Origin of the sequence: Pseudomonas sp. LF-5, assembly GCF_037626295.1 — a bacterium.
Classification (GTDB): Bacteria; Pseudomonadota; Gammaproteobacteria; order Pseudomonadales; family Pseudomonadaceae; genus Aquipseudomonas; species Aquipseudomonas monsensis.
Genome location: NZ_JARKMT010000001.1, coordinates 1446319 through 1469631, shown reverse-complemented (window position 1 = coordinate 1469631; position 23313 = coordinate 1446319). Strand labels below are relative to the sequence as shown.

Annotated in this window: 23 protein-coding genes; 9 read left to right on the top strand and 14 right to left on the bottom strand. The window is 60.9% G+C overall.

The window, feature by feature from the left end; translation table 11 throughout:
- Window positions 1-72 precede the first annotated feature (72 nt).
- The gene (locus tag PseuLF5_RS06565; protein ID WP_222833185.1) at window positions 73-501 is read right to left on the bottom strand and encodes a nuclear transport factor 2 family protein; all 429 of its coding nucleotides are present in this window, start codon (window positions 499-501) and stop codon (window positions 73-75) included.
- Between the two features lie 183 nt (window positions 502-684).
- On the opposite strand from PseuLF5_RS06565, the gene PseuLF5_RS06560 reads away from it, so the two are divergent.
- Window positions 685-852, top strand: a complete 168-nt coding sequence (locus PseuLF5_RS06560) for a hypothetical protein (RefSeq protein WP_340133211.1) — start codon at window positions 685-687, stop codon at window positions 850-852.
- Between the two features lie 87 nt (window positions 853-939).
- Window positions 940-1386 (top strand): NUDIX hydrolase, encoded by a 447-nt coding sequence (locus tag PseuLF5_RS06555; protein ID WP_340133210.1) that lies wholly within the window; start codon window positions 940-942, stop codon window positions 1384-1386.
- Window positions 1387-1436: 50 nt separating this feature from the next.
- Here the strand turns inward: PseuLF5_RS06555 and PseuLF5_RS06550 are convergent, their stop codons facing one another.
- Window positions 1437-1628, bottom strand: coding sequence for a hypothetical protein (locus PseuLF5_RS06550; RefSeq protein WP_128615405.1), 192 nt, complete (start codon window positions 1626-1628; stop codon window positions 1437-1439).
- A 196-nt stretch (window positions 1629-1824) separates the two neighbouring features.
- Here PseuLF5_RS06550 and PseuLF5_RS06545 point away from each other — a divergent pair, with 196 nt between their 5' ends.
- The 4 genes from PseuLF5_RS06545 to PseuLF5_RS06530 all read left to right on the top strand — a co-directional run bounded on the left by PseuLF5_RS06545 (window position 1825) and on the right by PseuLF5_RS06530 (window position 6019).
- A complete protein-coding gene (locus tag PseuLF5_RS06545) occupies window positions 1825-3321 on the top strand; it encodes a helix-turn-helix transcriptional regulator (protein ID WP_322374284.1) in 1497 nt (498 codons plus the stop codon).
- Between the two features lie 134 nt (window positions 3322-3455).
- Window positions 3456-3713, top strand: coding sequence for a DUF1652 domain-containing protein (locus PseuLF5_RS06540; protein WP_123467658.1), 258 nt, complete (start codon window positions 3456-3458; stop codon window positions 3711-3713).
- Window positions 3714-5159: 1446 nt separating this feature from the next.
- Window positions 5160-5381 carry a hypothetical protein gene (locus PseuLF5_RS06535; protein ID WP_148050922.1) on the top strand — a complete coding sequence of 74 codons (222 nt, stop codon included), beginning with the start codon at window positions 5160-5162 and terminating at the stop codon, window positions 5379-5381.
- Window positions 5366-6019 carry a trimeric intracellular cation channel family protein gene (locus PseuLF5_RS06530; RefSeq protein WP_259741335.1) on the top strand — a complete coding sequence of 218 codons (654 nt, stop codon included), beginning with the start codon at window positions 5366-5368 and terminating at the stop codon, window positions 6017-6019. Before PseuLF5_RS06535 ends, PseuLF5_RS06530 begins: the two co-directional genes overlap by 16 nt.
- 126 nt (window positions 6020-6145) lie before the next feature.
- Here the strand turns inward: PseuLF5_RS06530 and PseuLF5_RS06525 are convergent, their stop codons facing one another.
- Together PseuLF5_RS06525 and PseuLF5_RS06520 are read right to left on the bottom strand one after the other, a co-directional pair.
- Window positions 6146-6913 carry an SDR family oxidoreductase gene (locus PseuLF5_RS06525; RefSeq protein WP_041480848.1) on the bottom strand — a complete coding sequence of 256 codons (768 nt, stop codon included), beginning with the start codon at window positions 6911-6913 and terminating at the stop codon, window positions 6146-6148.
- Between the two features lie 22 nt (window positions 6914-6935).
- A complete protein-coding gene (locus PseuLF5_RS06520; protein ID WP_186747643.1) occupies window positions 6936-8003 on the bottom strand; it encodes a phosphotransferase family protein in 1068 nt (355 codons plus the stop codon).
- 190 nt (window positions 8004-8193) lie between these two features.
- Between PseuLF5_RS06520 and PseuLF5_RS06515 the strand changes: the two genes are divergently transcribed.
- Window positions 8194-8589, top strand: coding sequence for a DUF4280 domain-containing protein (locus tag PseuLF5_RS06515; protein ID WP_008083980.1), 396 nt, complete (start codon window positions 8194-8196; stop codon window positions 8587-8589).
- Window positions 8590-8918: 329 nt separating this feature from the next.
- On the opposite strand, the gene PseuLF5_RS06510 is transcribed toward PseuLF5_RS06515, so the two are convergent.
- From PseuLF5_RS06510 to tssB, 10 genes are all read right to left on the bottom strand, one after another.
- Complete coding sequence (locus tag PseuLF5_RS06510) at window positions 8919-9461, bottom strand: toxin-antitoxin system YwqK family antitoxin (RefSeq protein ID WP_340133209.1); 543 nt, start codon at window positions 9459-9461, stop codon at window positions 8919-8921.
- 12 nt (window positions 9462-9473) lie between these two features.
- Window positions 9474-11483, bottom strand: coding sequence for a type VI secretion system Vgr family protein (gene tssI, locus PseuLF5_RS06505; RefSeq protein ID WP_340133208.1), 2010 nt, complete (start codon window positions 11481-11483; stop codon window positions 9474-9476).
- Window positions 11484-11506: 23 nt separating this feature from the next.
- Window positions 11507-12787: an endonuclease/exonuclease/phosphatase family protein gene (locus PseuLF5_RS06500; RefSeq protein ID WP_186747647.1), complete on the bottom strand. Its 1281-nt coding sequence runs from the start codon at window positions 12785-12787 to the stop codon at window positions 11507-11509.
- Window positions 12788-12853: 66 nt separating this feature from the next.
- A complete protein-coding gene (tssH, locus tag PseuLF5_RS06495) occupies window positions 12854-15397 on the bottom strand; it encodes a type VI secretion system ATPase TssH (RefSeq protein ID WP_340133207.1) in 2544 nt (847 codons plus the stop codon).
- A gap of 2 nt (window positions 15398-15399) precedes the next feature.
- On the bottom strand, window positions 15400-16425 hold the full coding sequence (gene tssG / locus PseuLF5_RS06490) for a type VI secretion system baseplate subunit TssG (RefSeq protein ID WP_340133206.1): 1026 nt from the start codon (window positions 16423-16425) through the stop codon (window positions 15400-15402).
- On the bottom strand, window positions 16389-18182 hold the full coding sequence (tssF, locus tag PseuLF5_RS06485) for a type VI secretion system baseplate subunit TssF (protein ID WP_340133205.1): 1794 nt from the start codon (window positions 18180-18182) through the stop codon (window positions 16389-16391). Before tssF ends, tssG begins: the two co-directional genes overlap by 37 nt.
- Complete coding sequence (gene tssE / locus PseuLF5_RS06480) at window positions 18166-18609, bottom strand: type VI secretion system baseplate subunit TssE (RefSeq protein ID WP_123467679.1); 444 nt, start codon at window positions 18607-18609, stop codon at window positions 18166-18168. The genes tssF and tssE overlap by 17 nt, the downstream gene beginning before the upstream one ends.
- Window positions 18610-18624: 15 nt before the next feature.
- The gene (locus PseuLF5_RS06475; protein ID WP_123467681.1) at window positions 18625-19122 is read right to left on the bottom strand and encodes an Hcp family type VI secretion system effector; all 498 of its coding nucleotides are present in this window, start codon (window positions 19120-19122) and stop codon (window positions 18625-18627) included.
- 74 nt (window positions 19123-19196) lie between these two features.
- Window positions 19197-20681, bottom strand: coding sequence for a type VI secretion system contractile sheath large subunit (gene tssC, locus PseuLF5_RS06470; protein WP_123467683.1), 1485 nt, complete (start codon window positions 20679-20681; stop codon window positions 19197-19199).
- A 29-nt stretch (window positions 20682-20710) separates the two neighbouring features.
- Window positions 20711-21253: a type VI secretion system contractile sheath small subunit gene (gene tssB, locus PseuLF5_RS06465; protein WP_123467685.1), complete on the bottom strand. Its 543-nt coding sequence runs from the start codon at window positions 21251-21253 to the stop codon at window positions 20711-20713.
- 252 nt (window positions 21254-21505) lie between these two features.
- Between tssB and PseuLF5_RS06460 the strand changes: the two genes are divergently transcribed.
- Both PseuLF5_RS06460 and tssK read left to right on the top strand, forming a co-directional pair.
- Window positions 21506-21931 (top strand): type VI secretion protein, encoded by a 426-nt coding sequence (locus PseuLF5_RS06460; RefSeq protein WP_128614472.1) that lies wholly within the window; start codon window positions 21506-21508, stop codon window positions 21929-21931.
- A gap of 46 nt (window positions 21932-21977) precedes the next feature.
- Window positions 21978-23309, top strand: coding sequence for a type VI secretion system baseplate subunit TssK (gene tssK / locus PseuLF5_RS06455; RefSeq protein WP_340133204.1), 1332 nt, complete (start codon window positions 21978-21980; stop codon window positions 23307-23309).
- Window positions 23310-23313: the final 4 nt, after the last annotated feature.

Genomic DNA, 23313 nt, shown 5'->3' with positions numbered 1-23313 from the left:
TTTTTTGTGGCTAAGCGTTTTGCAGGTGCTGTCGAGTGAAATGAGGCTGCTCCCACCCGGTCATTCAGGTGCTCAGGATTTGGCCTTGGCCAGATAGGCACCCAGGCGCCGTCCCATCTCTTCGCCCAAGGCCTGTAATCCGCTCAGGGGCCGCACCATCACTTCAAACTCGACAATCTTGCCGCTTTCGTCAAAGCGAATCATGTCGATGCCTTTCAGTTCTTTCGTCCCGACTTTCGCACTGAACTCCAGAATCACATTCAAGCCATCGGCAGTCGCCAGTTCCCGGTGATAGTGGAAATCCTCAAACACCTCGAAGACGGTGTTGAGGATCATCGACACCACCGGCGCGCCGGGGTAGGGCGTGTGGGCCATCGGCGAGCGGAACACGGCTTGCGGATCGAGCAAACCGGGCAGGGCGCTGAGGTTGCCGGTGCGGATCATTTCGTGCCATTTGCCCAGCGATACGGCGACGTTGGGTTGCAGGTTCAGGTCGGTCATCTTCACTCCAGAGTTTTTCTTTTTGTTCTTGCGACGGCAATGACTCTAGATCAACCACGCCGAAATTGAACCCTCGTGCCGCAATCTGAATATCCGCCTATGGCCCAAGCGGATCAGATGAGCATCTGATCCGTATTTTTTCACTGGATCTGCCTCTGTAACCGGCGCAGTCATACGCTCAAAATGCCCCGGCAGTTCGGTCACTCGCGGCAGTTCTTCATCCCGAAGCGCCCAGTGCACCGCAAGCTCAGCATTGAGGAGAGCAACATGAACAAGATGGCGATTTTTCTGGGTGGATTCCTGACACTGACCATTCTGATCGGCCTGCTCGCGACGATTTCGCCGGTCTGAGGCGACCCTTTTCAAATGACGGCCACAGGCGTGTCGCGCAAAGCATGTTTAAATGCCGCGCCCCACACCTGTAAATGGACTTCAGCCATGGCCGAACACCGCATCCGCGCACTCGCACTTTGTGTTTTTCATCACAACGGCAAAATTCTGGTTAACGAATTTCGCGACCCGGTGAGCGAGCAAACCTGCTTTCGGCCTGTCGGTGGCGGTATCGAATTCGGCGAGACGAGCGCCGATACCATCGTGCGCGAAGTGCAGGAGGAGTTGCGGCTGTCCATAACGGATATGCGCCTGCTCGGCACACTCGAAAGCCTGTTCGTCTACAACGGCAAACCGGGGCACGAAATTGTCCAGGTATACGACGCGACGTTTATCGATCCGGGCGTATACCACCACGCACAGATCGATGGCCATGAAAGCGACGGCGCGCCCTTCACCGCGCGCTGGCATGACAGCTCAAGCTTCAGCGAGCAGGCGCCGTTGGTGCCGAAAGGCTTGCACGAACTGCTGAAGAACGCCGGCTTGCTCCGCTGAGCCCAGTCGAGGGGTGACGCTATCGCGAACTTGCTCGCGATAGCGATCTGTCAGTCACCGCTGTTTCGGCGACGTTCAATACCGTCCGGGTTGCCAACGTCCAGCAACCTTCTTTCCACCAATACATTTTCAAGGGCCTGGCGCTCGATTGGCGCCATTTGGTGCTCACGCTTTTTCAGCTCCAGCAGGATCGGGCTGGACCAGGTGCGGTAGGTCTGTTCGATGTTGCGACGCGACGTCATCAGTCTCTCCTTGAAAAAGAGCCCGGTGTTGCGGGCAGGGGCTCTATCCGATGAGGTAGTAACTCTAGATGACAAACCCTGAAGTCGCGAATGCGCTGCGATCTCCTGTAGGAGTGGGGGTGGGGGTGAAGAGGGTGGCACGATCGCGGGCGGCTGCGGTCGTAATCTTCACACGCGTATTACCTGCGGAGATCCAATGAGCCAGGAAGTCTTGACCACCGAAACCAATCGTCGCCAGTTGCAACAGATCATCGCCGGTTTGTCGGACGGGGTGATTCTGCTGGAGCTGGATCAGAGCATTCTCTGGGCCAACGAAGCGGCGCTAACCATGCACGGGGTCAGCCGGATTGGTGAGCTGGGCACGAGTGCCGGCGAATACGCCAAGCGCTTCAGCCTGCGCTATCGCAATAACCACACCCTGCCACCGGAGAACTATCCGATCAGCCGCGTCGCTCGCTGCGAGGTGTTCAGTGATGTGCTGATCGAAGTGTCCGCCGTCGATGACCCGGAGCGCGTCTGGGTGCACAACGTGCGCAGCATGGTGCTCACCAACCGCGAAGGTCAGCCCGAGTCGCTGGTGCTGATCATGAGCGACGTCACCGACTGGGCCAACGCCGAGCAGCGTTTCGAAAGAACCTTCAACGCCAACCCGGCACCGGCGGTGATCTGTCGTCTCAGTGACTTGCGCTACATCAAGGTCAATCCGGGGTTTCTGGAGATGACCGGCTACACCCGCGATCAGGTGATTGGCACTTCCTCCTACGAAATCGACATTTTCGAGCAGGCCGAACACCGAGACCTGGCGATCCAGCGCTTGCGTGATGTCGCGACCATCCCGCAGATGCAAGCCGAACTGCGCTTGCCTGATGGCAGCAACAAGCAAGTGATCGTGGCTGGGCAGCCGCTGACGCTCAACGATGAGGATTGCATGCTGTTTTCCTTCGTCGACATGGAGTTGCGACGCAAGGCCGAAGTGGCGCTGCGCCAGAGCGAGGAGCGCTTCGCCAAGGCATTTCGGCTGAGCCCGGTGCCGATTCTGATTTGCAGCGCCGACGAGCAGCAGGTGATTGATGTCAACCAGGCGTTCCTCGACACGCTGGCGTATGACAGCGCAGAGGTGCTGGGCAAAACCGTGACGCAGCTGGGTTTCATCGACGACAGCAGCACCCGGTCGCGGTTGTTGACGGCGCTGGAGCAGAACGGCCGGATTGATCGGGTCGATGTGCGGGTCCGCAAGAAGGATGTGGAGCTGCTTGAGTGCGCGGTGTCCGCCGATACCGTCAACATCCAGGACACGCGCTGTTATTTGCTGGTGCTGATGGACATCACCGAGCGCAAACGCACCGAGCTTGAACTGGTCGCGGCGATTGAAGAGGTGATGAAAGATGCCTCCTGGTTCAGCCGCACGCTGATCGAGAAGCTGGCCAATGTGAAGAAGATCAACTCGCCACAGCTGCCGAGTGTTTCGTTCACCGATCTGACGGCGCGTGAACGCGATGTGCTGGGGTTGATCTGTGAAGGGCTGGCTGACAAGGAGATTGCAGCGCGATTGAAACTGGCGCCGAACACGGTGCGCAATCATGTGGCGACGGTGTATTCCAAACTCGATGTGCATAGCCGCAGCGAGGCGATTGTCTGGGCGCGGGAGCGTGGGTTGTTTTCCGGTGAGTGGAGCAGCAAGAATCAGCGGTAGGTGCAAATGCACTAGTTGAATCAGTGCAAATGGAGGTGTTGGCTCAAGGGGGCTGTTCTTAGTCTGGTGGGGTGCGATACGAGCCATTCGGGTTCGGGATCGCGTCCCTTCGAAGTAACTATAGGAACAGCCCCATGATGAATATTGCGCAGTTGCGCGCGCGGCTGGAACACAGCTTTTCACCGCTGGCGTGCGAATGTCTGGTGGATGGTGACCATTCCTTGACGGTGAAGCTTTATCACCCGGGGTCGGGGCAGGTCGATCTGGTGATCAGTGGGTTGAAGCTGGATTCTCTGCGTACGCCTGAGGCGGTGCAGGGGTTGATTGACGAGTTGCGGTATGAGCTTGAGAGTTTTTCTTTGCGCTCTTCTCGGGATCCTGATTTGGCCTAGGGTTGGGGGTATGAGACTTGGCGGCCTTTGGGCCGACCATGTTCTTGGGGTTTGGGTGTATATCCGTTTTTTGGGGTGTGGCGGCTGGCGGTTTCGCCCTTACGGCGACTCACTGTTTTGACAAACGCCTCAAAAAAGTAAGCAAAAAAAGGCTTGCCCCAGCGTTCGGCCCGCTCGCTGGGGCTCGGGGTTCCTTCGTTGCGGGTTTCATCCGGGGGCATCGCCTCCGGTTTGCTTCGCTGCACCTCCTCTCGATGTATGCGGCTTCGCCGCACGGCGCTCCGCGCCTGCCCCCCGGATGAATCCCTCCACTCAGCCTGCCGAAGGGGCCTGAAGATCAAGATCAAAAGCAGGCGAGCTGACACTCGGCCTATTGGTTGGCTCGGTTATTTTGGGAGACAGCGGCGGCCTGACAGCCGACCATCCTCTAACTGAATGCACTCAAACCAACTGTGGGAGCTGGCTTGCCAGCGAAGGCGGCCTGACAGCCGACCATCCTCTAATTGAATGCACTCAAACCAACTGTAGGAGCCAGCCTGCTGGCGAAGGCGGCCTGACAGCCGACCATCCTCTAACTGAATGCACTCAAACCAACTGTGGGAGCTGGCTTGCCAGCGAAGGCGGCCTGATAACCGACCATGCTCTAACGGAACGCACCCAATCCAACTGTAGGAGCTGGCTTGCCAGCGAAGGCGGCCTGACAGCTGACCATTCTCTAACTGAATGCACCCAATCCAACTGTAGGAGCCAGCCTGCTGGCGATGGCGGCCTGACAGCCGACCATCCTCTAACTGAATGCACTCAAACCAACTGTGGGAGCTGATTTGCCAGCGAAGGCGGCCTGACAGCCGACCATCCTCTAACTGAATGCACCCAATCCAACTGTAGGAGCCAGCCTGCTGGCGATGGCGGCCTGACAGCCGACCATCCTCTAGCTGAATGCACTCAAACCAACTGTGGGAGCTGGCTTGCCAGCGAAGGCGGCCTGACAGCCGACCATTCTCTAACTGAATGCACCCAATCCAACTGTAGGAGCCAGCCTGCTGGCGATGGCGGCCTGACAGCCGACCATTCTCTAACTGAATGCACTCAAACCAACTGTGGGAGCTGGCTTGCCAGCGAAGGCGGCCTGCCAGCCGATCATCCTCTAACTGAATGCACTCAAACCAACTGTGGGAGCTGGCTTGCCAGCGAAGGCGGCCTGACAGCCGACCATCCTCTAACTGAATGCACTCAAACCAACTGTGGGAGCTGGCTTGCCAGCGATGGCGGCCTGACAGCCAACCAGGCTTCGGCTGTGCCGAAAAGCAAAATCGACAGCCAGGCATGTCTTCGGTGGCGGGTTTACTGGCGGTTACAGGGGGCTCGGCTATAAAGAATGAGTGGTCAGGTCTTCCGTGTTCGGTTGTGCGCGGGAGTGGGTCTCCCTTTATCGCGGGTCGTCCTATGAACAATCTTGGGAAACGCGTGTGTTCGCCGCTGTCGCTGGTTTTTTCCGTAGCGTTGCTGGCCGGTTGTGCCAGTCCGCCGCCACCTCCACCGGCCGCGCCGCCTCCGCCGCCGGTACGCACCTGTCAGGTGCTTGAGAACACTCAAGTAGCCGGCGACATGTATGTCGACGGGCAGATCACTCGTCACATCACCACGACCCGTTGCGTCACTCAATAGCGCCGGCGGGGCGCAAGTCTCGGGTTGAGCGGATTGTGCTGGTGGCCGACCTGGCCGGTACGGCGGTGTTTGCTGTCGAAGGTGCGATTGCGGCAATGCACAGTCGGCTCGATTTGCTCGGGGTGATGGTGATTGCGTTTATTGTCGCGCTTGGCGGCGGGGTGACCCGTGACGTGCTGATCGGTGCCACGCCGCCCAACGCCGTGGCCGACTGGCGTTATCCGGCGCTGGCGTTTTTCATGGGCGGGTTGGCGTTTGTCTGTCATGAGCAGGTGTTGGGCTGGTCCGGTTCAACCCTGATCGTACTGGACGCGGCGGGGCTGGCGCTGTTTGCCGTGGCCGGGGCGCAGAAGGCGTTGAATTTCGGGATCACGCCGTTTGTGGCGATGCTGATGGGCACGATCACCGGCGTCGGTGGCGGGGTGATTCGCGACATTGTGCTGGCGCGGATACCCGTGGTGTTGCAGGCGGATTTGTATGCCAGTTCGGCGTTTGTCGGTGCAGCGGTGTTGATCATGGGCCGCAGGCTGGGCGTTTCGCCGGTAGCGGCGGCGTTGCTGGCGGGAGCGGCGTGTCTGACGCTGCGGTTGCTCTCGGTGCATTTCGGCTGGCAGTTACCGAAAGTCCTCGATGCCTGATTCAAGCAACGACCTGTGGGAGCGAGCTTGCTCGCGAATGCGGTGTGTCAACCCAATCATTGTCGATTGACACTACGCTTTCGCGAGCAAGCTCGCTCCCACAGGGTTAATCATTTGCCGTTTAAATCAGGACAGAAACCCACCGTCCACATTCAGCGCAACCCCGGTGGTGTAGCTCGACGCATCACTCGCCAGGTACAGCACCGCCCCGGCCATTTCACTCGGATCAGCCACACGCTTGAGCGGAATTTGCGTCAGCGCCTGCTTCAGGATTGCATCGTTCTTCACCAGCGCCGAGGCGAATTTGGTGTCGGTCAGGCCCGGCAGCAGGGCGTTGCAGCGGATGCCGAATTGCGCGCATTCCTTGGCGAAGACCTTGGTCATGTTGATCACAGCAGCCTTGGTCACCGAGTAGATGCCCTGGAAGATCCCCGGGGAAATGCCGTTGATTGACGCGACGTTGATGATGCTGCCACCACCGTTCTCGCGCATCAGCTTGCCGGCTTCGACCGACATGAAGAAATAGCCGCGGATGTTTACATCGACGGTCTTCTGGAACGCACCCAGATCGGTATCGAGCACGTTGCAGAACTGCGGGTTGGTCGCAGCGTTGTTCACCAGAATATCCAGGCGGCCGAACTGTTCCTTGATCCCGGCGAACACCTGGCTGATCTGTTCCATTTCACCGATATGGCAGGCCACGGCGGTGGCTTTGCCGCCGGCGGCGATGATCGCATCGGCGACGTGCTGGCAGCCTTCGAGCTTGCGGCTCGAAACGATCACGTGGGCGCCTTGCTGGGCCAGCAGTTTGGCGATGGCTTCACCGATGCCACGGCTGGCGCCGGAAACAAAAGCGATCTTGCCGTCGAGGTCGAACAACTGAGTCTTGGACATAGGGGTTCCTTGGTGTGGGCCGTCAGAGGCTCGATTTCGCAATGACCTGCAGGCTCATCTGCTCCAGCAGTTTGTTCATGTGAATGAACTGCGCGAAGCGTTTGTCCTGGGTCTGGCCATGGTAGAAGCGGTAGTAGATCTGCTGCACGATGCCGGCCAGGCGGAACAGACCGTAGGTGTAGTAGAAGTCGAAATTGTCGATCTGGATGCCCGAGCGTTCGGCGTAGTAGTCGACGAACTCGCGGCGGGTGAGCATGCCCGGCGCGTGGCTCGGCTGACGGCGCATCAGTTGCACCGGTGCCGGGTCGCCGGCTTCGATCCAGTAGGCGAGGGTGTTGCCCAGGTCCATCAGCGGATCGCCGAGGGTGGTCAGTTCCCAATCGAGCACGCCGATGATTTGCATCGGGTTGTCCGGGTCGAGGATGACGTTGTCGAAGCGGTAGTCGTTGTGGACGATGCTCGAGGTCGGGTGATCGGCCGGCATCTTGTCGTTGAGCCAGGCTTTGACGGCTTCCCAGTGCGGTGCGTCCGGGGTCAGGGCTTTTTCGTAGCGTTCGCTCCAGCCCTTGATCTGACGGGCAACGTAGCCTTCCGGCTTGCCCAGATCGCCGAGGCCGCAAGCGTTGTAGTCGACGCGGTGCAGTTCGACGAAGCGGTCAATGAAGCTTTTGCACAGTGCTTCGGTTTTCGCCGCATCGAGGCCCAGCTCCGGCGGCAGTTCCGAGCGCAGGATGATGCCCTTGACCCGTTCCATCACGTAGAACTCGGCGCCGATCACCGCTTCGTCGGTGCAGTGCACGTAGGCTTTCGGGCAGTACGGAAAACCGTCGCGCAATTGATTGAGGATACGAAATTCGCGGCCCATGTCGTGGGCGGATTTGGCCTTGTGGCCGAACGGCGGACGGCGCAGGACGAACTCCTGCTCCGGGTATTCCAGCAGGTAGGTCAGGTTCGACGCGCCGCCGGGAAACTGGCTGATCGCAGGTAAGCCGCTCAGGCCCGGAATATGCGCCTTGAGGTACGGATCAATCAGGCTGGCATCGAGTTCTTCGCCAGAGCGGATACGGGTGGACTGGTCAGTAAGCGCCATGCTTATCCCTTCTGCTTATTTTGGAGGCCAGACATCATTGGCTAATCTAATGGCGCGCTCGGGCGGTCACAAGCGCGGGTCGGTCTTATAGGTTAGCGTGTTGCCGGATAATCACCTTTGGGAATGTGCGCGAGGAGCCGCAGCAGACTAAGGTTTAGCGGGTATGCCGTGTCCACGAAGGAGTCGGGAAATGGGCTGTCCGCAAGTCTGTGCCACCGCCACATTGCAATGCAGCTTTGGCGCCGCGCCGTCGATGCTCAACGTGCTGCCGGTCAATCGCACGCTGACCGGCGGCATGCCGGCGGCGAACATCATGGATCACATCCCGCTGGTCAATATCCTGCCGTTCGGTGTGTGCATGAGCATGGCCAATCCGATGGTGGCGGCGGCAACCGCTGCGGCGCTTGGGGTGTTGACGCCGATGCCGTGCATTCCGGCGACGGCCACACCGTGGATCCCCGGTGGCGCGCCGACATTGTTATTGGGCGGCATGCCGGCGATTGATGCCAACAGCACCTTGATGTGCAACTGGGCGGGGGTGATCAAGATCGCCATGCCGGGGCAGATGCAGATGCTCATCCCCTGAACCGCTAACCCTCACCCCAGCCCTCTCCCAGAGGGAGAGGGGGCCGACCAAGGTGTCTGTCGCGATACATCGACCTGAACGACCGAGCCGATTATGGATTCACTGCATACCTTTCACGCCGGCGTAACTCGCCAATCTCCCCCGATCAGTTCCCCCTCCCTCGGGGAGAGTGAGCCGACCAAGGTGTCTGTCGCGATACATCGACCAGAGCGGCCGAGTCGATGATGGATTCACTGCATACCTTTCACGCCGGCGTAACTCGCCAATCTCCCCCGATCAGTTCCCTCTCCCTCGGGGAGAGGGTTAGGGTGAGGGGCTTTTCAAGGTTCTCAGGTCTGCTGCGGATCCGCCCATTGCCGATACCACCACCGCACCCGCGAAATCGGCTTGCCATCCGCTCCCAGCGGCCGGCCATCCTCGGCAAAGCCTTGCTCCGGCTCCAGCAACTGCCCGTTCACATACCGCGCCTCGGCCGCCGGTTTGCCATTGGGATGAAAGCGCTGATAACGCCCCTCACGCACACCATCGCGATAAAACTCCGCCTCAGCCACTTGTCCGTCAGGAAAGTAATTGAACGCCTCGCCATGCAGTAACCCACGGCGGTAGGTCGCCTTGCGTTGCAACCAGCCCTCTGCGGAAAAGAAACTCGCGACGCCTTGCACCTTGTCGCGCACAAATGGCATCTGCGCCGAGACCTTGCCATTGGGGTGATAGAGCAGGGAGGTCCCTTGCAGCACCCCGGCGCTGTAGTTGAGGTCTGCCTGCTTGCGCCCGTCATCCTTGATCTGCAGCGGCCCGTCGAGCTGGCCGTCCTGCAGACGCCCCTTGAGCTGCTTGTCATCCTGCTGCAGATCCAGCGGTGTGATCGCCATGAGTGCTCCCTGTCAGTTGACTTGCACCAGCCCGCCCTTGATGGTCAGCATGCCGCCACCATCGACAGTCTGCGAAGCCGCGCCCTTGTTGGTCAGGCTTATCCCGGCATCGTTGGTCAGTGTGGTGCCGGCCTTGTTGTCCAGCGATGTACCGGCCTGATTGGTCAAGGCAGTTCCGGCCTTGTGGGTGATCGAGGTACTGGCCGACGTGGCCAGATCGGCGCCACTTTTGATGGTGAAGCTGCCGCCACTTTGCAGGGTCAGGGTGCCGCTGACTTTGATCGTCAGGTTGCCGTCGACGGTCAGGCTGTAATCGCCGGTGACTTTGTCGGTGTAGTTGCCGCCGGTGCTGTGATTCTGATCGGCACCGACTTTCACCGTGCGGCTGTCCTTGACGTCCAGGGTGTCGCTGCCGGTTTGAATCGTGACGCTGCGTTTGCCTTTCTCCAGGGTCACGGTCTCGTCGCCGTCCTTGACCGTGCGGGTGCGTGCATTCTGTACGGTGAGGGTTTCGTCGTGGCCGACGGTGGCGGTGGTGTCGTTGAGGACATTGATCTTCAGGTCTTTCTGCGCCTGCAAAAACACCTCTTCGGCATCCTTCTTGTCCTCAAAACGCAGCTCGTTGAAACCACCGCCACCCTTGGATGACTGCGTCTTGATCCCCGACTGGGTCTGATTGGCCGGCAAGGCGTAGGGCAGGGCGTTGTCGCCGTTGTACACGCAACCGGTGACCAGCGGCCGGTCGGGATCGCCGTCGATAAAGGTCACGATGACTTCCTGACCGATGCGCGGAATGAACTGCATGCCGAAGCCTTTGCCGCTCCACGGCAACACCACGCGCACCCAGCAGGAACTGGTTTCATCGTTCTTGCCGTCGCGATCCCACGGGAACTGCAACTTGATCCGGCCGTACTCGTCGGTCCAGATTTCTTCGCCAGACTTGCCCACGACAATGGCGGTCTGCGGATGCATGCGCGGTTTCGGCGTGGTGCGTTGCGCGCGGAACGGCGTGGCTTTGGGGATCGCTTCAAAACGGTTGCGATAGCGTTCGTGGCTGACGTCATGGGTGACCTGCGTTACCACCCAGTCGATATTCAGGCTCGCGTCTTCATGCCCGTCGAGGGTGAACCAGTGCCCCGGCACCAGCCAGCGACAGTCGCTTTCACCGACAAAACGCTTCTCTTCGCTGCGCAAACCCTCAATCCGTTGCTTGGTCAGCGCATCGCCCCGGGCCTTGGCGTTGTAACCGCCCGGATGCTCGTAGATCGAACGCGGCCCGGCCACCGCTTCCGCCTGGCCATACAGCGATGTGGTCGGCGTGGTGAATTCGTAATCCGTGGCCCGATACACCCCGGCTACCGCTTGCAGGCACACCTGCCCGGCGCGAATTCCGTGTAACTCACGCTCACCCATTCCCTGACCCAGATACTTGACCTTCGGCCCGTTGGGGATCGCTACGAAGGCGTCGTTGCTGTCACCGAGCACCAGCGTGTGTTTGCCGCTGTCGTGGGTGAAAAACCAGAAAATGCCGTCTTCTTCCAGCAACCGCGAAACAAATGCGAAATCGGTTTCGCCGTACTGCACGCAGTATTCGCGCGGTGTGTAACTGCCGCTCAGCGACAGCTTGAAATCGGTAAAGCCGTGGGCCTTGAAAATCGTCGTGACAATGTCCGAAGTGGCGAGGTTCTGGAACACCCGGTTATTGCTCGCCAGGGTCAGCCACCACAGCCACGGCCTTAACAGCAACTGGTAGCGCTCGGCCGTGGCATCGGCGGGCAGTTGGCGGATTTCGGCAACCAGCGCATCGAACGGGCGCAGTTGCGCGTCATTGTGCAGGGTGGTGGTGACGTGGGTGGCAATGGCATTGGTCAGCGTCAGAGAGGCGCCGTCATTCACGCCGTTGAGGGTTTGCGATCCGAGTGAGTTGAGCGCTTCTTCACCGGACAGTGATTCAGGGTAAAGCGCCGACAGCGAGGGGGCGGTGAGGGAGAGGGTGGTGTTGCTGTCAGTCGAGCGAGTCATGAGCAATCTCGAGAGGGGAAAAACTATTCATAGTCGATACCCGTTACATACAGCGTGAGCTTTGCGCTGCTGCCGATTGCTCCGGACACGGCGGGAAATTCGATGATGGCCGGCCATGTCACGCCAATCTGTTTCTTGAAGCGAAAATGCCCTGTCAGATTGCTCGTTGATGTCACCCGCAAAGTCTTTGCGCTCGTCCAGGCCCAATACGTAGCGTCAAGCGGAGCTTCCATCTCTACCGGTGAAGACTTGAAGGAGCCAAAACGCAGGGTTATCCGCTGCTCACCGGCGCCGAGCCGGTTTTTCAATGCGGCACTCAGATAGGGATCTTCTGCGATATGCACGAGAAAGGTCGCTTCTTCATCATGTCGTTTGCCGAAGTAAAACACCGGGAAGTGGTCGCTCCGAATTACGTCGCCATAACTGATACGTCTGATGGCTTTATAACCGCCGGTACCGTTCGGGATGCACTGCGCTCGGCCGTCGCATTCGCAATTCCAGCGATAGGTATCGGTGACGTAGGCGTAGTCGAGAACCCGAGGGGTGGCAACATACTCGTCCTCGCAGATTCCCTCATCCCACCGATAGCTTGTATTCCAGCTTTCCTGGGAACGCACAGGCACATCAATGCCTTGTTCGTCGTCGAACACATACTCGACATTGTTGCGCCAATCCAGTCTGGCCTCCTTGAGCGTCTTGTTGGTGATCTGAATATGGGTGCCGGCTGTGGCGGGTGGGACGGGCTTCAGCGGTCTGTGCTCGGGAGGCCTGATTTCCTTGTGATTCTCGTGAGGCTCGGCATTCAGGTCGCCGCCGAAGAAAATCAGTTCGCGAAATTTTTCACGCTTGTTGGCAACGATAAAGTTGATGGTTTCGGCCGTGATTTCGGCCGCCTTATAAGATGAGTTGGCATGATAGAAGGCCAGGGCGTCGCCATTGTATTTATGTCGTATGACGATCGGTGCGCGCCGCTCGGAAGCGCCCAGTATGTAGTCGGAGAGCATCTCGAAGGCTCCTGCCAGTTCATTGCGCACGAACACCATCGAACCTAAAGTCGTGTCGATTCGCGCGCCGCCCTCGTTGTCCAGCGCATGCACCAACCGGTATCCGCGCGATTCCAGCAACTTCTCTGCGCTGACATTGGGCGCCCCGGTCGTGCCCGTTTCAAAGAGTGCAAGAATATCGGGCCGCTTGAGCAGCAATACTTTGCTCAGGTAAGCGGCCTTTGCCTGGTATGCCTCTGATTCTTTTTTGCTCTGGTTATGGAAGTGCTGCGTATTCCATATAAGAATTTTGTAGGGCATCGCGAATACCTGCAAAGAAGTCGAACACTTACGAGAAAGGGCGCGACGCAGCTTTTCCTGTGTCGTTCACTCTAAAACCCACTCCGCCAGTTTCCCTGTCACCTGCGTCATCAACACGTTCTCGACATCCCGCGCACCCGCCGCGCTGCACTTGGCGAGTACCGCTTTAACGATTCCCGAATCAAACTCGAACTGTTTGCCCGTTGCCGCCTTGTAACGGCCCCGCAGTTTTTCCAGTTTCGCCAACACAATCCCCTCCAGCGTCGCTTCATCCAGCGGTCGATAGGCGACCACGGTCATGCGCGCCAGAAACGCCGGGCGGAAGGCTTGCAAGAGGACTTTGTGCAGTGCCTCGTTGAAGGCATCCGAGCCGAGTTGCGCGGCGGGTGTATCCAGCAATAGCTCCGCGCCGACGTTGCTGGTGGCGAGCATCACAGTGTTTTTGAAGTCCACCACCAAGCCGGTGCCATCCTCCATCAAGCCCTTGTCGAAAACGTTGTAGAACGCTTCGAGCACATCCGGATGGGCCTTCTCGATTTCGTCCAGCAGCACCACCGAATACGGTTTGCGTCGCACCGCTTCGGTCAGCACTCCGCCGCTGCCATAACCGACATAACCGGGTGGCGCGCCTTTGAGTTGGCTGACGGTGTGGGCTTCCTGATATTCGGAAAGGTTGATGCTGATCAGGTTGCGTTCGCCGCCATACAAGGCGTCGGCGAGTGCATACGCAGTTTCGGTTTTGCCTACGCCTGTGGGGCCGACCAGCAGGAACACACCGACCGGTTTCTGTGGATCGGTCAGACCGGCGCGATACGCCTGCAAGCGCTGGGCAATGGTGTTGAGCGCGGTGCTCTGGCCCATCACCCGTTGACCCATGCGGGTGCCGAGGGTGCGTACGGCGTGGGCTTCGTCGGCGAGCATTTTGCCAACGGGGATGCCGGTCCAGCCGGCGATCACCGCAGCGACGGTTTTTGCGTCGACCTGTTCGGGCACCAGCGGATCGTCCTGGCGAATCGCGTCCAGTCCCGCCTCGAGGCGCAGCAGTTCGGCGGCCAGGTGGTCGATGCGGCTGTCGGTGGCTTCATCGGGTTTGTCGCTGTCGGCGCGTTCGCTCAAGTCGAGCAATTCGCGGCGTGTGTCGAGCAGTTCGCGCACGGCCACGCGTTCTTCGCTCCAGCGGGTTTCCAGTTCGCGGATCGCCTGCACGTTGCCCTGCGATTCGCTTTCCAGCAGGGTGATGCGTTCGCGGTGATCGAGGCCTGTGGCTTGCTCGCGGCGCAGGCGTTCGACTTCGTTCTTGAGGCTGTTTTGCCGATGACGCAGGCTTTCCAGCGGCGGCGGCACATCGTGCTGGCCGAGGGCGACTCGGGCACACGCGGTGTCGAGCACGCTGATGGCCTTGTCCGGTAACTGGCGACCGGAGATGTAGCGGTGCGAAAGTTTCACCGCTTCGTGGATCGCCGCATCGAGCACTTGCACGCCGTGGTGCTGTTCAAGTTTGGCGGCTACGCCACGGAGCATTTCCACGGCGGTGATTTCGTCCGGCTCTTCCACCTGCACCAGTTGAAAACGACGGGCGAGGGCCGGGTCTTTCTCGAAGTATTTTTTGTACTCCATCCACGTTGTGGCCGCGAGCGTGCGCAACTCGCCACGGGCCAGCGCCGGCTTCAGCAGGTTGGCCGCATCGCTGCCACCCTCGGCACCGCCGGCACCGATCAGGGTGTGGGCTTCGTCGATGAACAGGATGATCGGTTTGTCGGCACTGCGGACCGCGTCGATCACGCCTTTGAGCCGTTGTTCGAACTCGCCTTTGACCCCGGCGCCGGCCTGCAACAGGCCTAGGTCGAGCACACGCAGGCTGACCTCCTGCAACGACGGCGGCACGTCACCGGCGGCGATGCGCAAGGCCAGGCCTTCGACCACGGCGGTTTTGCCCACGCCCGGTGCGCCGACCAGAATCGGGTTGTTCTGCCGGCGACGTAGCAGGATGTCGATGCATTGACGGATTTCGCCATCGCGACCCACGATCGGGTCGATGCGCCCGGCATGGGCATCGGCGGTCAGATCCTGGGTGTATTGATCCAGCACCGAATCCTGTCGTGGCGCAGGATTTCCAGAGGAAGCCGCGGAACGCGGGCCGACATGTTCACGGGAGTTTTCGGTCCACTCCAGCAAGTTCGCCCGCAGCGCTTCTTTGGGAATTCGCAGTAACGACGAGGCGCTGTTGAGCAGCAGACTGCGGCGCTCATCACGGTCAATCAGTGCCAGCAACAACAACCCCGAACGAATGCTGTCGAGCCCCAGCACACTGGCCTGCACCACCGCATCTTCGAGCAGGCCCAAGGTGTGCGATGACAGCGCTGGCGTGCGCGTGCTGCCGGCCTTGAACAGGTCGAGTGCCTTGTTGATTTCCGCACTCAGCGCATCCCGTTCCAGCCCGAAACGCGGCAGCAGAAAAGCAAAGTCGCCACCCTCGATGTCGAGCAATTCCAGCAACAGGTGTTCGATCTCGACAAAGTGATGGCCGCGCTGCAAACAGCGTTGCGCGGCGCGTTCGAGGGCGCGGCGGTTGTCCGGGTTGAGGCGTCCGATCAGGCTGGCCAGTTCCATTTTCAGGTGATCTCCAGCTGACGCAGACGGGTTTCGATGCGTTGCACGGCAAGGCTGGCCTGGCGTTGCAGGCCGCCGTTCCAGCTCAGCAGCGTCGGCACCTGCCGGCCGAGTTTCAGCGGCCCGGCACCGCGCACCAGCAACACCAGTTTCACGTCCAGATCCGGGCCGAAATACAACGCGGCAAGGCTGGCCAGCGCCGGATGCACTTCGCCATCGGGCAGGAACCGTGCGGCCTGCGCCGACGGCAATGGCCCGAGTGTCAGGCGAATGCCGGCGTGCTCATCCCAGACCCGCGTGCCGGCCACCGCTGTACGGCCCAATTGCAGGTTGCGGCCGCCGGCCTGCATCAGGCTGCGGCTGGCCATTGGAATTTCGCGCCAGGCACCTTCGTAGGCACTCAGCGCGACCGGCACGGCAAACTGTTCGCGGACAATCGCCGCGAACCCGGCCAGCGACCGGCGGCCATCGGCGAACAACGCGGTGCAGGCCAGCACCGCGCAATCCGGCACGGCCTGGCGCTCCTGCAACGACTTGGGTAACAACCCGGTCAGTGCGCGCAATTGCGCCTGCACCGGCGACGCTCCCGGCGTGACGAAACCCAAGGCTATCCGGTGTTTGCGCATCACCTTGTACAGCAGGCTGAGCAGGCGATGCTGGAACAGATCGAGGAACTCGGCCGGCGCATGATCCTTGGCCCGGGCGCGTTGTTGCAGCCATTCCTGATAGGCGTAGGGCAGGGGGCCGTCGGGACCGCCGAGGCCGAACACCGGCGTGTCGAGGGTCAGCGGCTCGCCCGGCGCTTCGCGCAGGCTTTCGATCTGGCTGGCGGCGAACATCGGCGTCAACGGCCCACGCAGTTTCACCGCTTCGGCCTGGGGCGAAGTGCCGCTGCCGAGGGATTCGGCCTGCGGCTGTTCGCGTTCCAGCAGCAACAGCGCCTGCAACAACTCGAACGCCTGCGGATCGCGGCGCAGACGCTGGCTCAGGGTCAGAGCGACAGGGGCATGCCGGCTTGGGGTTGCCATGCCTTGACCTCCTTGTCGTCCTGTATCAATACCGTGCGCACAAAGCGATTGGCCGTGGCGTACAGCGAAAAGAACTGCGCCAGCACGGCGCAAAACAACACCGCGCTACTGCCGACAAAGTGCTGCGGATCGAGCTGCACTTGCACCTCCAGACCATTGCGCCAACCGCGCCAGGCGTCAGCCCCGACGTGACCGATGATCCGCTCGGCATGCAGGCTCAACAGGCCTTCGATCTGGCGCAGGGCACTGGCTTCATCGCGCAGGTTGTGCAACTGCAGAATTTCTTTCAGCGCATCGAGCGCCTGTGGGCCTTCGACCAGTGACAGGTGATTGAGGGTCAGTTGCGACACCAGCCGCCAGCGTGAATCACCGTCCAGCCGTGGCAGACTTTGTGGACTGGGCGGGTTGCGCAGACGTGCCCAGGCCACCGGTCCCGGGCGCTCGAATCCCAACGGTGTGCCGGCCGGCAGGCTTTGCGCCAGGTGGCGATTGGTGCAGAGCAGTTCGGCGGTGAGGCTGTAATCAGGCAAATCCGTCTGCGGCTCGAAGCGGGTGTCGACCACGCTGACCAACAGGTCGCTGCCGAGGCGGTTCGGTGTCATGCCGCTGACCCGTCGTGCATGCCAGTAACGCTGCTGATCGCCACCGCTGTGCTGACTGCCGTAGTAGGCCGGCAAGCGTTGCACCCCCGCGCTAGAGCTGGCGCGCATGCCGCGAATGCTGTGGATCTCCACGCTGTTCTCGCGGTGGCTGTCGGCAATCAGGCGGTATTCGCTGTGGGTCCCATCGGGACGCAGCGGCTCGGAGGTCCGCGGAAACAGGTTGATCACCGGCGCGCAACCGAGGGCGATATCACTGGCCTGCAAATGCACGCGACTGCCCGGTGCGCGGTCGAAGACGATGTACAGATACAGCGTCTGGCTGTCGCTGGTCACGCCGCGCAAGGGCAGGTCGAAGAAGTGGAATTTGTCCGCAAAGGCAAAGTATTCGGCCAGCAGGCGCATGCCCGGATGCACACCGTCTTCGTCGGGTAACAGCGCTTCGTCGTCGGCAAATCCGACAATCTGCGGCAGACCTTTCAGCGGCGTCGGAACGCTGCCCGGTGAGCCGGCCAGAACCTGCATCGCATGGGCACCGAGCAAGTCATAGAGGCAGGCATTGATCACCGGCGACGCTGCCAGGTGAATGCGCAACTGTTCGATGCCGAGCCCCGCCCATTGGCTTTCGCCCAGGCAACGCAGGCTCAGGCGCAAGGCCGAGCGCGACTGTGCAACACCCGTCAGCGCCTGGGCTTCGTCACTGCCGAGGATCAAGGCTTCAGTCACTTCGACAGGCCACAAGTGCACGGCAGCCGTGCTGCGAAAGTGAATGCTCTGGCCCTTGTCGGTGGTGACGAATAATGGCGTGTCGCGGGGCAGGGGATAGCCTTCGTCGAGATTGCCTTTGCTCGGGTCCGGCTCGAACTGGACGATGGCGCAGGAGGGCAGCGGGCGCATGGCCAAGGGATAAAGCTGTTCGAGCAGCGCGTCGCTGAATTCGGCGTAATCGTCATCCAGGCGTCGTTGCAGACGGGCGGCGAGCAGGGCAAAGCCTTCCAGCAAGCGTTCGACATGCGGGTCGGGGCATTCACCGGGTGACAACTCCAGGCGCCGCGCGACTTTCGGATAGCGTTCGGCAAACTGGCTGCCGGCGTGTCGCAGCCAGGTCAGTTCGCGTTGGTAGTAATCGAGCAGTTGCGCGTCAATCGAGTCGCTCATGGCGCACCTCCAGGCCCTGGCCGCCGGGCTCGATGACAAACGCCACCGGCCAGTGTTGCTGGCCACTGCGCAACTCGCCGAGCAGGCGAATGCTCAATTGTTGCGGGTGTTCGGGCACCGGATTGACCTGCACCTCGCCGAGTTTCAGGCGCGGTTCGAAATGGGTGATGGCTTCGCGGATGTCCCGCGCCAGTTGCCGGCGGTCATCGCTGCGCTGTTGTTGCAAGGCGCTCCAGTCGGCGATGCCGTAGTCGATCACGCTGGGCGGCCGGGTCAGTGGGCGTGAGCCGCGACGGGTGTTGAACAGGCGCCCGAGCTCGGCATGCACCGAGTCGAGCAACGCCTGCCGATCAAACTCCCGTGCGCCCTCGGCCTCGCTGGACGCGAGGCGTTCGAACAGCGGCGCGCGGATCCCGGTGCCAGCCATGGCCAGGGCGACCGGTTACTTGCTGGCCTTGTTGGCCGCCAGATCCCAGACCGTACCGGCGGTGCCTTCCTTGGTGCCGTCGTCTTTCTGCGCGGTGAGTTCCCATTTGATTTTGGTGAAGTTCAGCGACAGGGTTTCCACCGGTTTGCCACCGGTGCCACCGCTGACACTGACGTTGGACAGCACGACATTGGTCAGGGTGTAGATGATGAATGGCATCAACTGCCCGCTGCCCTCGGCGGCATTGCGGCCGATGGTGATCTTCGCTTCGGGAATCGGTTTGCCCGCGCAGCAGTATTCGTTGAGCGACGGCGTTGAGCTGTCGACGAATTTGGTCAGGGTGAATTCACCAATGTGTGGCCGGCCCGACGTGCGCTCCGAGTTGCTGACGTCATTGGTGACCTGCATGGCCACGTTGTGGCTGTAGGACATGACTTCGATCTTGTCCTTGTAACCCTCGAGCAGGCTGTCGCCTTTGATGTCGCCACCGAGGTCGAGAATGATTGCATCCATCGCTTGAAACTCCTGAAAGGTATCACGCTAGATATAGGGCAGGCCCCCGCCGCACGGGCGGCGGGGGCAGCAGGTCAGGCAGCAACCGGTGGCGGCAAGGTCGCCACCAGGCGAATCGACGCCGTCAGTTCCTCCAGCTGAAAGTGCGGCCGCAGAAACACCGTCGCGCGGTAGGCCCCCGGCTTGCCGGCCACCTCGGTGACATCCACCCGCGCTTCGCGCAACGGGTACTGCGCCTTGATTTCCTGCGGCGCGTTGTCGTTGATCAGCACGTAGTCGGCGATCCAGTTATTGAGGTAGGTCTGCACGTTGTCGCGGGTCATGAAACTGCCGACCTTGTCGCGCATGATCACCTTCAGGTAATGGGCGAAGCGCGAGGCTGCGAGCACGTACGGCAACATCGCCGAGATCCGCGCGTTGGCATTGGCCTCGTTGGTGTTGTAGACCTTGGATTTGTTGGTGGTCTGGCCGCCGAAGAACACCGCGATGTCGCTGTTTTTCTTGTGGCACAGGGCGATGAAACCGAGGTCGTTGAGTTCCTTCTCGCGGCGGTCGGTAATGGCCACTTCGGTGGGGCATTTCAGCGACAGGTCGCCGGAGCTGGTCCGGAAGGTGTGCGCCGGCAGGCCTTCCACCGCACCACCGCCTTCAGCGCCGCGAATCGCCGCGCACCAGCCATACTTGGCAAACGCTTCGGTGATGCGTTGCGACAGTGCCCACGCGGCATTGCCCCACAGGTATTTGCTGTGGTCGGTGCCGTTGACGTCTTCGACGTAATTGATGCCTTCCACCGGTGAAGTGTCCGGGCCATAGGGCAGGCGCAGGAGGAAGTGCGGCAGCACCAGCGACACATAACGCGAGTCTTCGCTCTCGCGGAACGAGCGCCACTTGATCAGTTCCTGACTCTCGAAAACTTTCGACAGATCGCGCGGCACCGCCAGTTCGGTGAAGCTGTTCATGTCGAACAGCCGAGGACTGGCGGCGGCAATGAACGGTGCGTGCGCGGCGGCGGCGACGTTCGACAGTTTCTCCAGCAGGCCGATGTCCTGCGGGTGACGACCAAAGGTGTAGTCACCCACCAGCAGGCTGAACGGATGCCCGCCGAAGGTGCCGTATTCCTCTTCGTAGATCTTCTTGAACAGCGCGCTCTGGTCGAATTCGACGGCTTTCTCCAGATCGTTCTGCAGCTCTTTCTGCGTGACGTTCAGCAGGCGCAACTTGAGGCGGGTGCTGGTTTCGGTGTTCTGCACCAACATGTGCAAACCGCGCCACGAGGCTTCGAGTTTTTGCAGGTCGGGGTGGTGTAGCACCTCGTTGAGCTGAGCGCTGATGAGTTCGTCGATCTGGCTGATGCGGTCGTTGATCATCGCCACGGTGTCCTTGTCGATGGCCATGCCTTCGTCGAGCACCTGGGTGGCGAATTCCGCGAGCATGTCGCGGGCGTAATCCTGCTGACTGTCATCGTGGGCCATGCGGCCTTCGGCGATGATCCGGTCGAGCAGGGATAAAGTCTCGGCTGCAGCATTGTCGCTGGCTTGATTCTGGGCGGCGGCGGGCATGACGGATGCTCCCTCGGTTAAGTGGATGATCAGGCTTGCGGTTCGGCCGGCGCCTCGGCATCAGCTGCCGGGGTAGCGGTGTCCGGGCGGGCCGACTTGATCTCTTGCAGGCCTTCGGTGTTGGCGATCACGTCGCGCAACAGCTTGTCCAGATCATCGTTGCCGTCGAGTTTGGTCAGCAGATCGCGCAGACGCTGGCGGGCCTCGAACAGGCGCCGCAGCGGCGTGACTTGCTCGACCACCTTGACCGGATCGAAGTCGTCGATGTGCTTGAAGTTGAGTTCGATGTTGAGCTTGCTGTCGTCGCCGCTCAGGGTGTTGTTGACTTGCAGCGTGGCGCGCGGGCCGATCGAGGCGAGCACTTCGTTGAAGTTGTCGCGGTCGATTTCGGTAAACCGCCGTTCATTCAGTTTTGCCAATGGCTCAAGCGGTTTGCCCGAGAGGTCGGCGAGGATCCCGACTACCAGGGGCAATTCCTTTTTCTCGATGGCGTTGCCGATTTCGACGTCGTAGGTGATTTGCACCCGGGGCGGGCGCACCCGGTCGAGCTTGTGCTGAGTACTTTCTGCCATGACGGCGGACTCCGATGCGTTGGGCGGGCGCAATGCATCGGGAGGCCCGTTCATCGCTTTCCCTTACTGGACCGTAGGTTAGAAAGGGGAGCAGATGACCTGTCGTTCCTTTGACAAACCTTCCTCATTCGGCGGTAGCAGCCGAACTACCCAAGACGCTAGAACAGGTCTATAAAAATGCAAGCAAAAAAACATTTTTGGACAGGGTCGGGAAAAGGAAAATTCATTTTGTACGGACGTTTTTTTGTAGCGATGGTGTTTGCGCTCATGGCCGGCTGTTCCTTCTTCGGGCCGAAGGTGGACCTCGACAGCCTGACCCTCGACGTCGCACCGAAGGCCAATGACGACACGCCGATTGCCGTGGATTTCATTGCGGTCGCCGACCCGGATCTGCTCAAGCAACTCTCGGGCATCAGCGCCAGTCAGTGGTTTGCCGGACGCGAGCAGTACCAGCGCGACTATCGTCAGTTGATGAGCGTGTGGGGACTGGAGCTGGTGCCGGGACAATTCATCGACCGCCAACCCTTCCCGCTGGGGGGCAAGAAGGCCGCTGGACTTTTGGTCTTCGCCAGCTATAACACACCCGGAGCGCACCGATTGCGCCTCGATGACCAGAGCGAAGCGTGGCTGAAATTCGACAGTCGCGAGATGACGCTGGTCAATCCCACCGAGCACTGAAACACCACCGCTGCCGCCGGATCGCGGCGTAGTCGAAGGGAGTCGTATGAGTCTGCTACCTGACGCGGTTTGCTGGCACGAAGGCATGCAATTGCTGCCGCAGCATTTTCAGTTGCAAGGGCTGCGGGCCGAAGCGCTCGGGGCGCATCTGGCGCAGGCGTGCAACCCGTGGTTCTGGGGCGTCAGCCATATGGAATTCGACCCGTCGGCGCTGAGCGCAGGCGTGGTGCGGGTGGTGTCGCTGCAAGGCACTCTGCCCGACGGTTTGCCGGTGGACTTGCAGGCCGGGATCGGCCCGACCCTGGAGCTGGACGTCAGCACCGCGATCGACACCACCGACGATGCCACCGTCACCGTGTATCTGGCGATCAGCCCGATGTGGCGCGCCGGGCAATTGCTGCCGCTCAAGGGCCGTTTGCAGTCGGTGGTCGGCGAGGCCTTGCCGGACCTCACCAGCGGCGAATTCCCTGAGTCGATCACGGTCTGGCGACCCAACCCACGGCTGTGCACGCAACTGAACAAGGCGGATTCGATCTGCCTGCCGCTGTTGAAGATCCGCAAGGAGGGTGGTGGTTTTTTGCCGCTGACCTACACCGCACCGACGCCGCTGCTGTTGCCGGAGTCGCCACTGGGCCGCCGCATCGCCGGACTCTGCGCGCGGGCGCGGGAGAAGTGCCTGTTTCTTGGTGGCCGCTTGCGTCAGGCGCAACAGGCCGGCAATCAGGACGATGCCCTGGAAATCCGTCGCCAGTTGACCGCACTGTGGGCGCGTCTGCCGGAAGTCGAAGGCGCACTCAACAGCCGCATCGCCCACCCGCAAAGTCTCTACGTGCACTTGCTCGGTCTGGCTGGCGCGTGGTCGGCGCTTGATCCGCTGGCCGGGGTGCCGGCGTTTGTGCCGCTGGATTTTCTTGAGTTACAGCGCGGTTACGACGCCGTGTTGCAGTGGCTGGAAACCACCCTGGAACTGATCCGTGCCGGTTATCGCAGCCTGCCATTCGAACGCAGTGAACAGCACTTTTCGATCCAGTTGCCCGACGAGCAGCCGAGCCAGCGTCTGGTCATCGGCCTGCGCATGCCCAACGGCGCCAGCGAGCAGGCTGCCGGCGACTGGCTGCGTGGCGCGATCATCGCTTCGGCGCCGCATATCGCCTTGCTCAGCCGTCAGCGCATGAGCGGTTTGCCCCATCAGGCGATGAGTCGCAGCGAACAAGTGGCCTACAGCGTCGGCGATGACACGCGCCTGTTTGTGGTCACGGCCGAAGGCGCCTGGTTCGACGCACAACTGCCGCTGACCATCGCCGCGCCTGCCGCGAAGCTGACCAGCAGCCCCTGGCAGGTGGTGCTGTTTGTCGCCCAGAACAGTGAAAGTGCCTGATCAC

Bases quoted from the DNA above. Each gene is read 5' to 3' on its own strand.
- PseuLF5_RS06555 (WP_340133210.1), top strand. From the start codon at position 940: ATGGCCGAACACCGCATCCGCGCACTCGCACTTTGTGTTTTTCATCAC.
- PseuLF5_RS06540 (WP_123467658.1), top strand. From the start codon at position 3,456: ATGATGAATATTGCGCAGTTGCGCGCGCGGCTGGAACACAGCTTTTCA.
- tssK (WP_340133204.1), top strand. From the start codon at position 21,978: ATGAGTCTGCTACCTGACGCGGTTTGCTGGCACGAAGGCATGCAATTG.
- tssG (WP_340133206.1), bottom strand. From the start codon at position 16,425: ATGGCAACCCCAAGCCGGCATGCCCCTGTCGCTCTGACCCTGAGCCAG.
- tssC (WP_123467683.1), bottom strand. From the start codon at position 20,681: ATGCCCGCCGCCGCCCAGAATCAAGCCAGCGACAATGCTGCAGCCGAG.
- PseuLF5_RS06550 (WP_128615405.1), bottom strand. From the start codon at position 1,628: ATGACGTCGCGTCGCAACATCGAACAGACCTACCGCACCTGGTCCAGC.
- PseuLF5_RS06475 (WP_123467681.1), bottom strand. From the start codon at position 19,122: ATGGATGCAATCATTCTCGACCTCGGTGGCGACATCAAAGGCGACAGC.
- PseuLF5_RS06565 (WP_222833185.1), bottom strand. From the start codon at position 501: ATGACCGACCTGAACCTGCAACCCAACGTCGCCGTATCGCTGGGCAAA.
- PseuLF5_RS06515 (WP_008083980.1), top strand. From the start codon at position 8,194: ATGGGCTGTCCGCAAGTCTGTGCCACCGCCACATTGCAATGCAGCTTT.
- PseuLF5_RS06500 (WP_186747647.1), bottom strand. From the start codon at position 12,787: ATGCCCTACAAAATTCTTATATGGAATACGCAGCACTTCCATAACCAG.
- tssB (WP_123467685.1), bottom strand. From the start codon at position 21,253: ATGGCAGAAAGTACTCAGCACAAGCTCGACCGGGTGCGCCCGCCCCGG.
- PseuLF5_RS06545 (WP_322374284.1), top strand. From the start codon at position 1,825: ATGAGCCAGGAAGTCTTGACCACCGAAACCAATCGTCGCCAGTTGCAA.
- tssI (WP_340133208.1), bottom strand. From the start codon at position 11,483: ATGACTCGCTCGACTGACAGCAACACCACCCTCTCCCTCACCGCCCCC.
- PseuLF5_RS06520 (WP_186747643.1), bottom strand. From the start codon at position 8,003: ATGGCGCTTACTGACCAGTCCACCCGTATCCGCTCTGGCGAAGAACTC.
- PseuLF5_RS06535 (WP_148050922.1), top strand. From the start codon at position 5,160: ATGAACAATCTTGGGAAACGCGTGTGTTCGCCGCTGTCGCTGGTTTTT.
- PseuLF5_RS06460 (WP_128614472.1), top strand. From the start codon at position 21,506: ATGGTGTTTGCGCTCATGGCCGGCTGTTCCTTCTTCGGGCCGAAGGTG.
- tssF (WP_340133205.1), bottom strand. From the start codon at position 18,182: ATGAGCGACTCGATTGACGCGCAACTGCTCGATTACTACCAACGCGAA.
- PseuLF5_RS06525 (WP_041480848.1), bottom strand. From the start codon at position 6,913: ATGTCCAAGACTCAGTTGTTCGACCTCGACGGCAAGATCGCTTTTGTT.
- PseuLF5_RS06560 (WP_340133211.1), top strand. From the start codon at position 685: ATGCCCCGGCAGTTCGGTCACTCGCGGCAGTTCTTCATCCCGAAGCGC.
- tssH (WP_340133207.1), bottom strand. From the start codon at position 15,397: ATGGAACTGGCCAGCCTGATCGGACGCCTCAACCCGGACAACCGCCGC.
- tssE (WP_123467679.1), bottom strand. From the start codon at position 18,609: ATGGCTGGCACCGGGATCCGCGCGCCGCTGTTCGAACGCCTCGCGTCC.
- PseuLF5_RS06510 (WP_340133209.1), bottom strand. From the start codon at position 9,461: ATGGCGATCACACCGCTGGATCTGCAGCAGGATGACAAGCAGCTCAAG.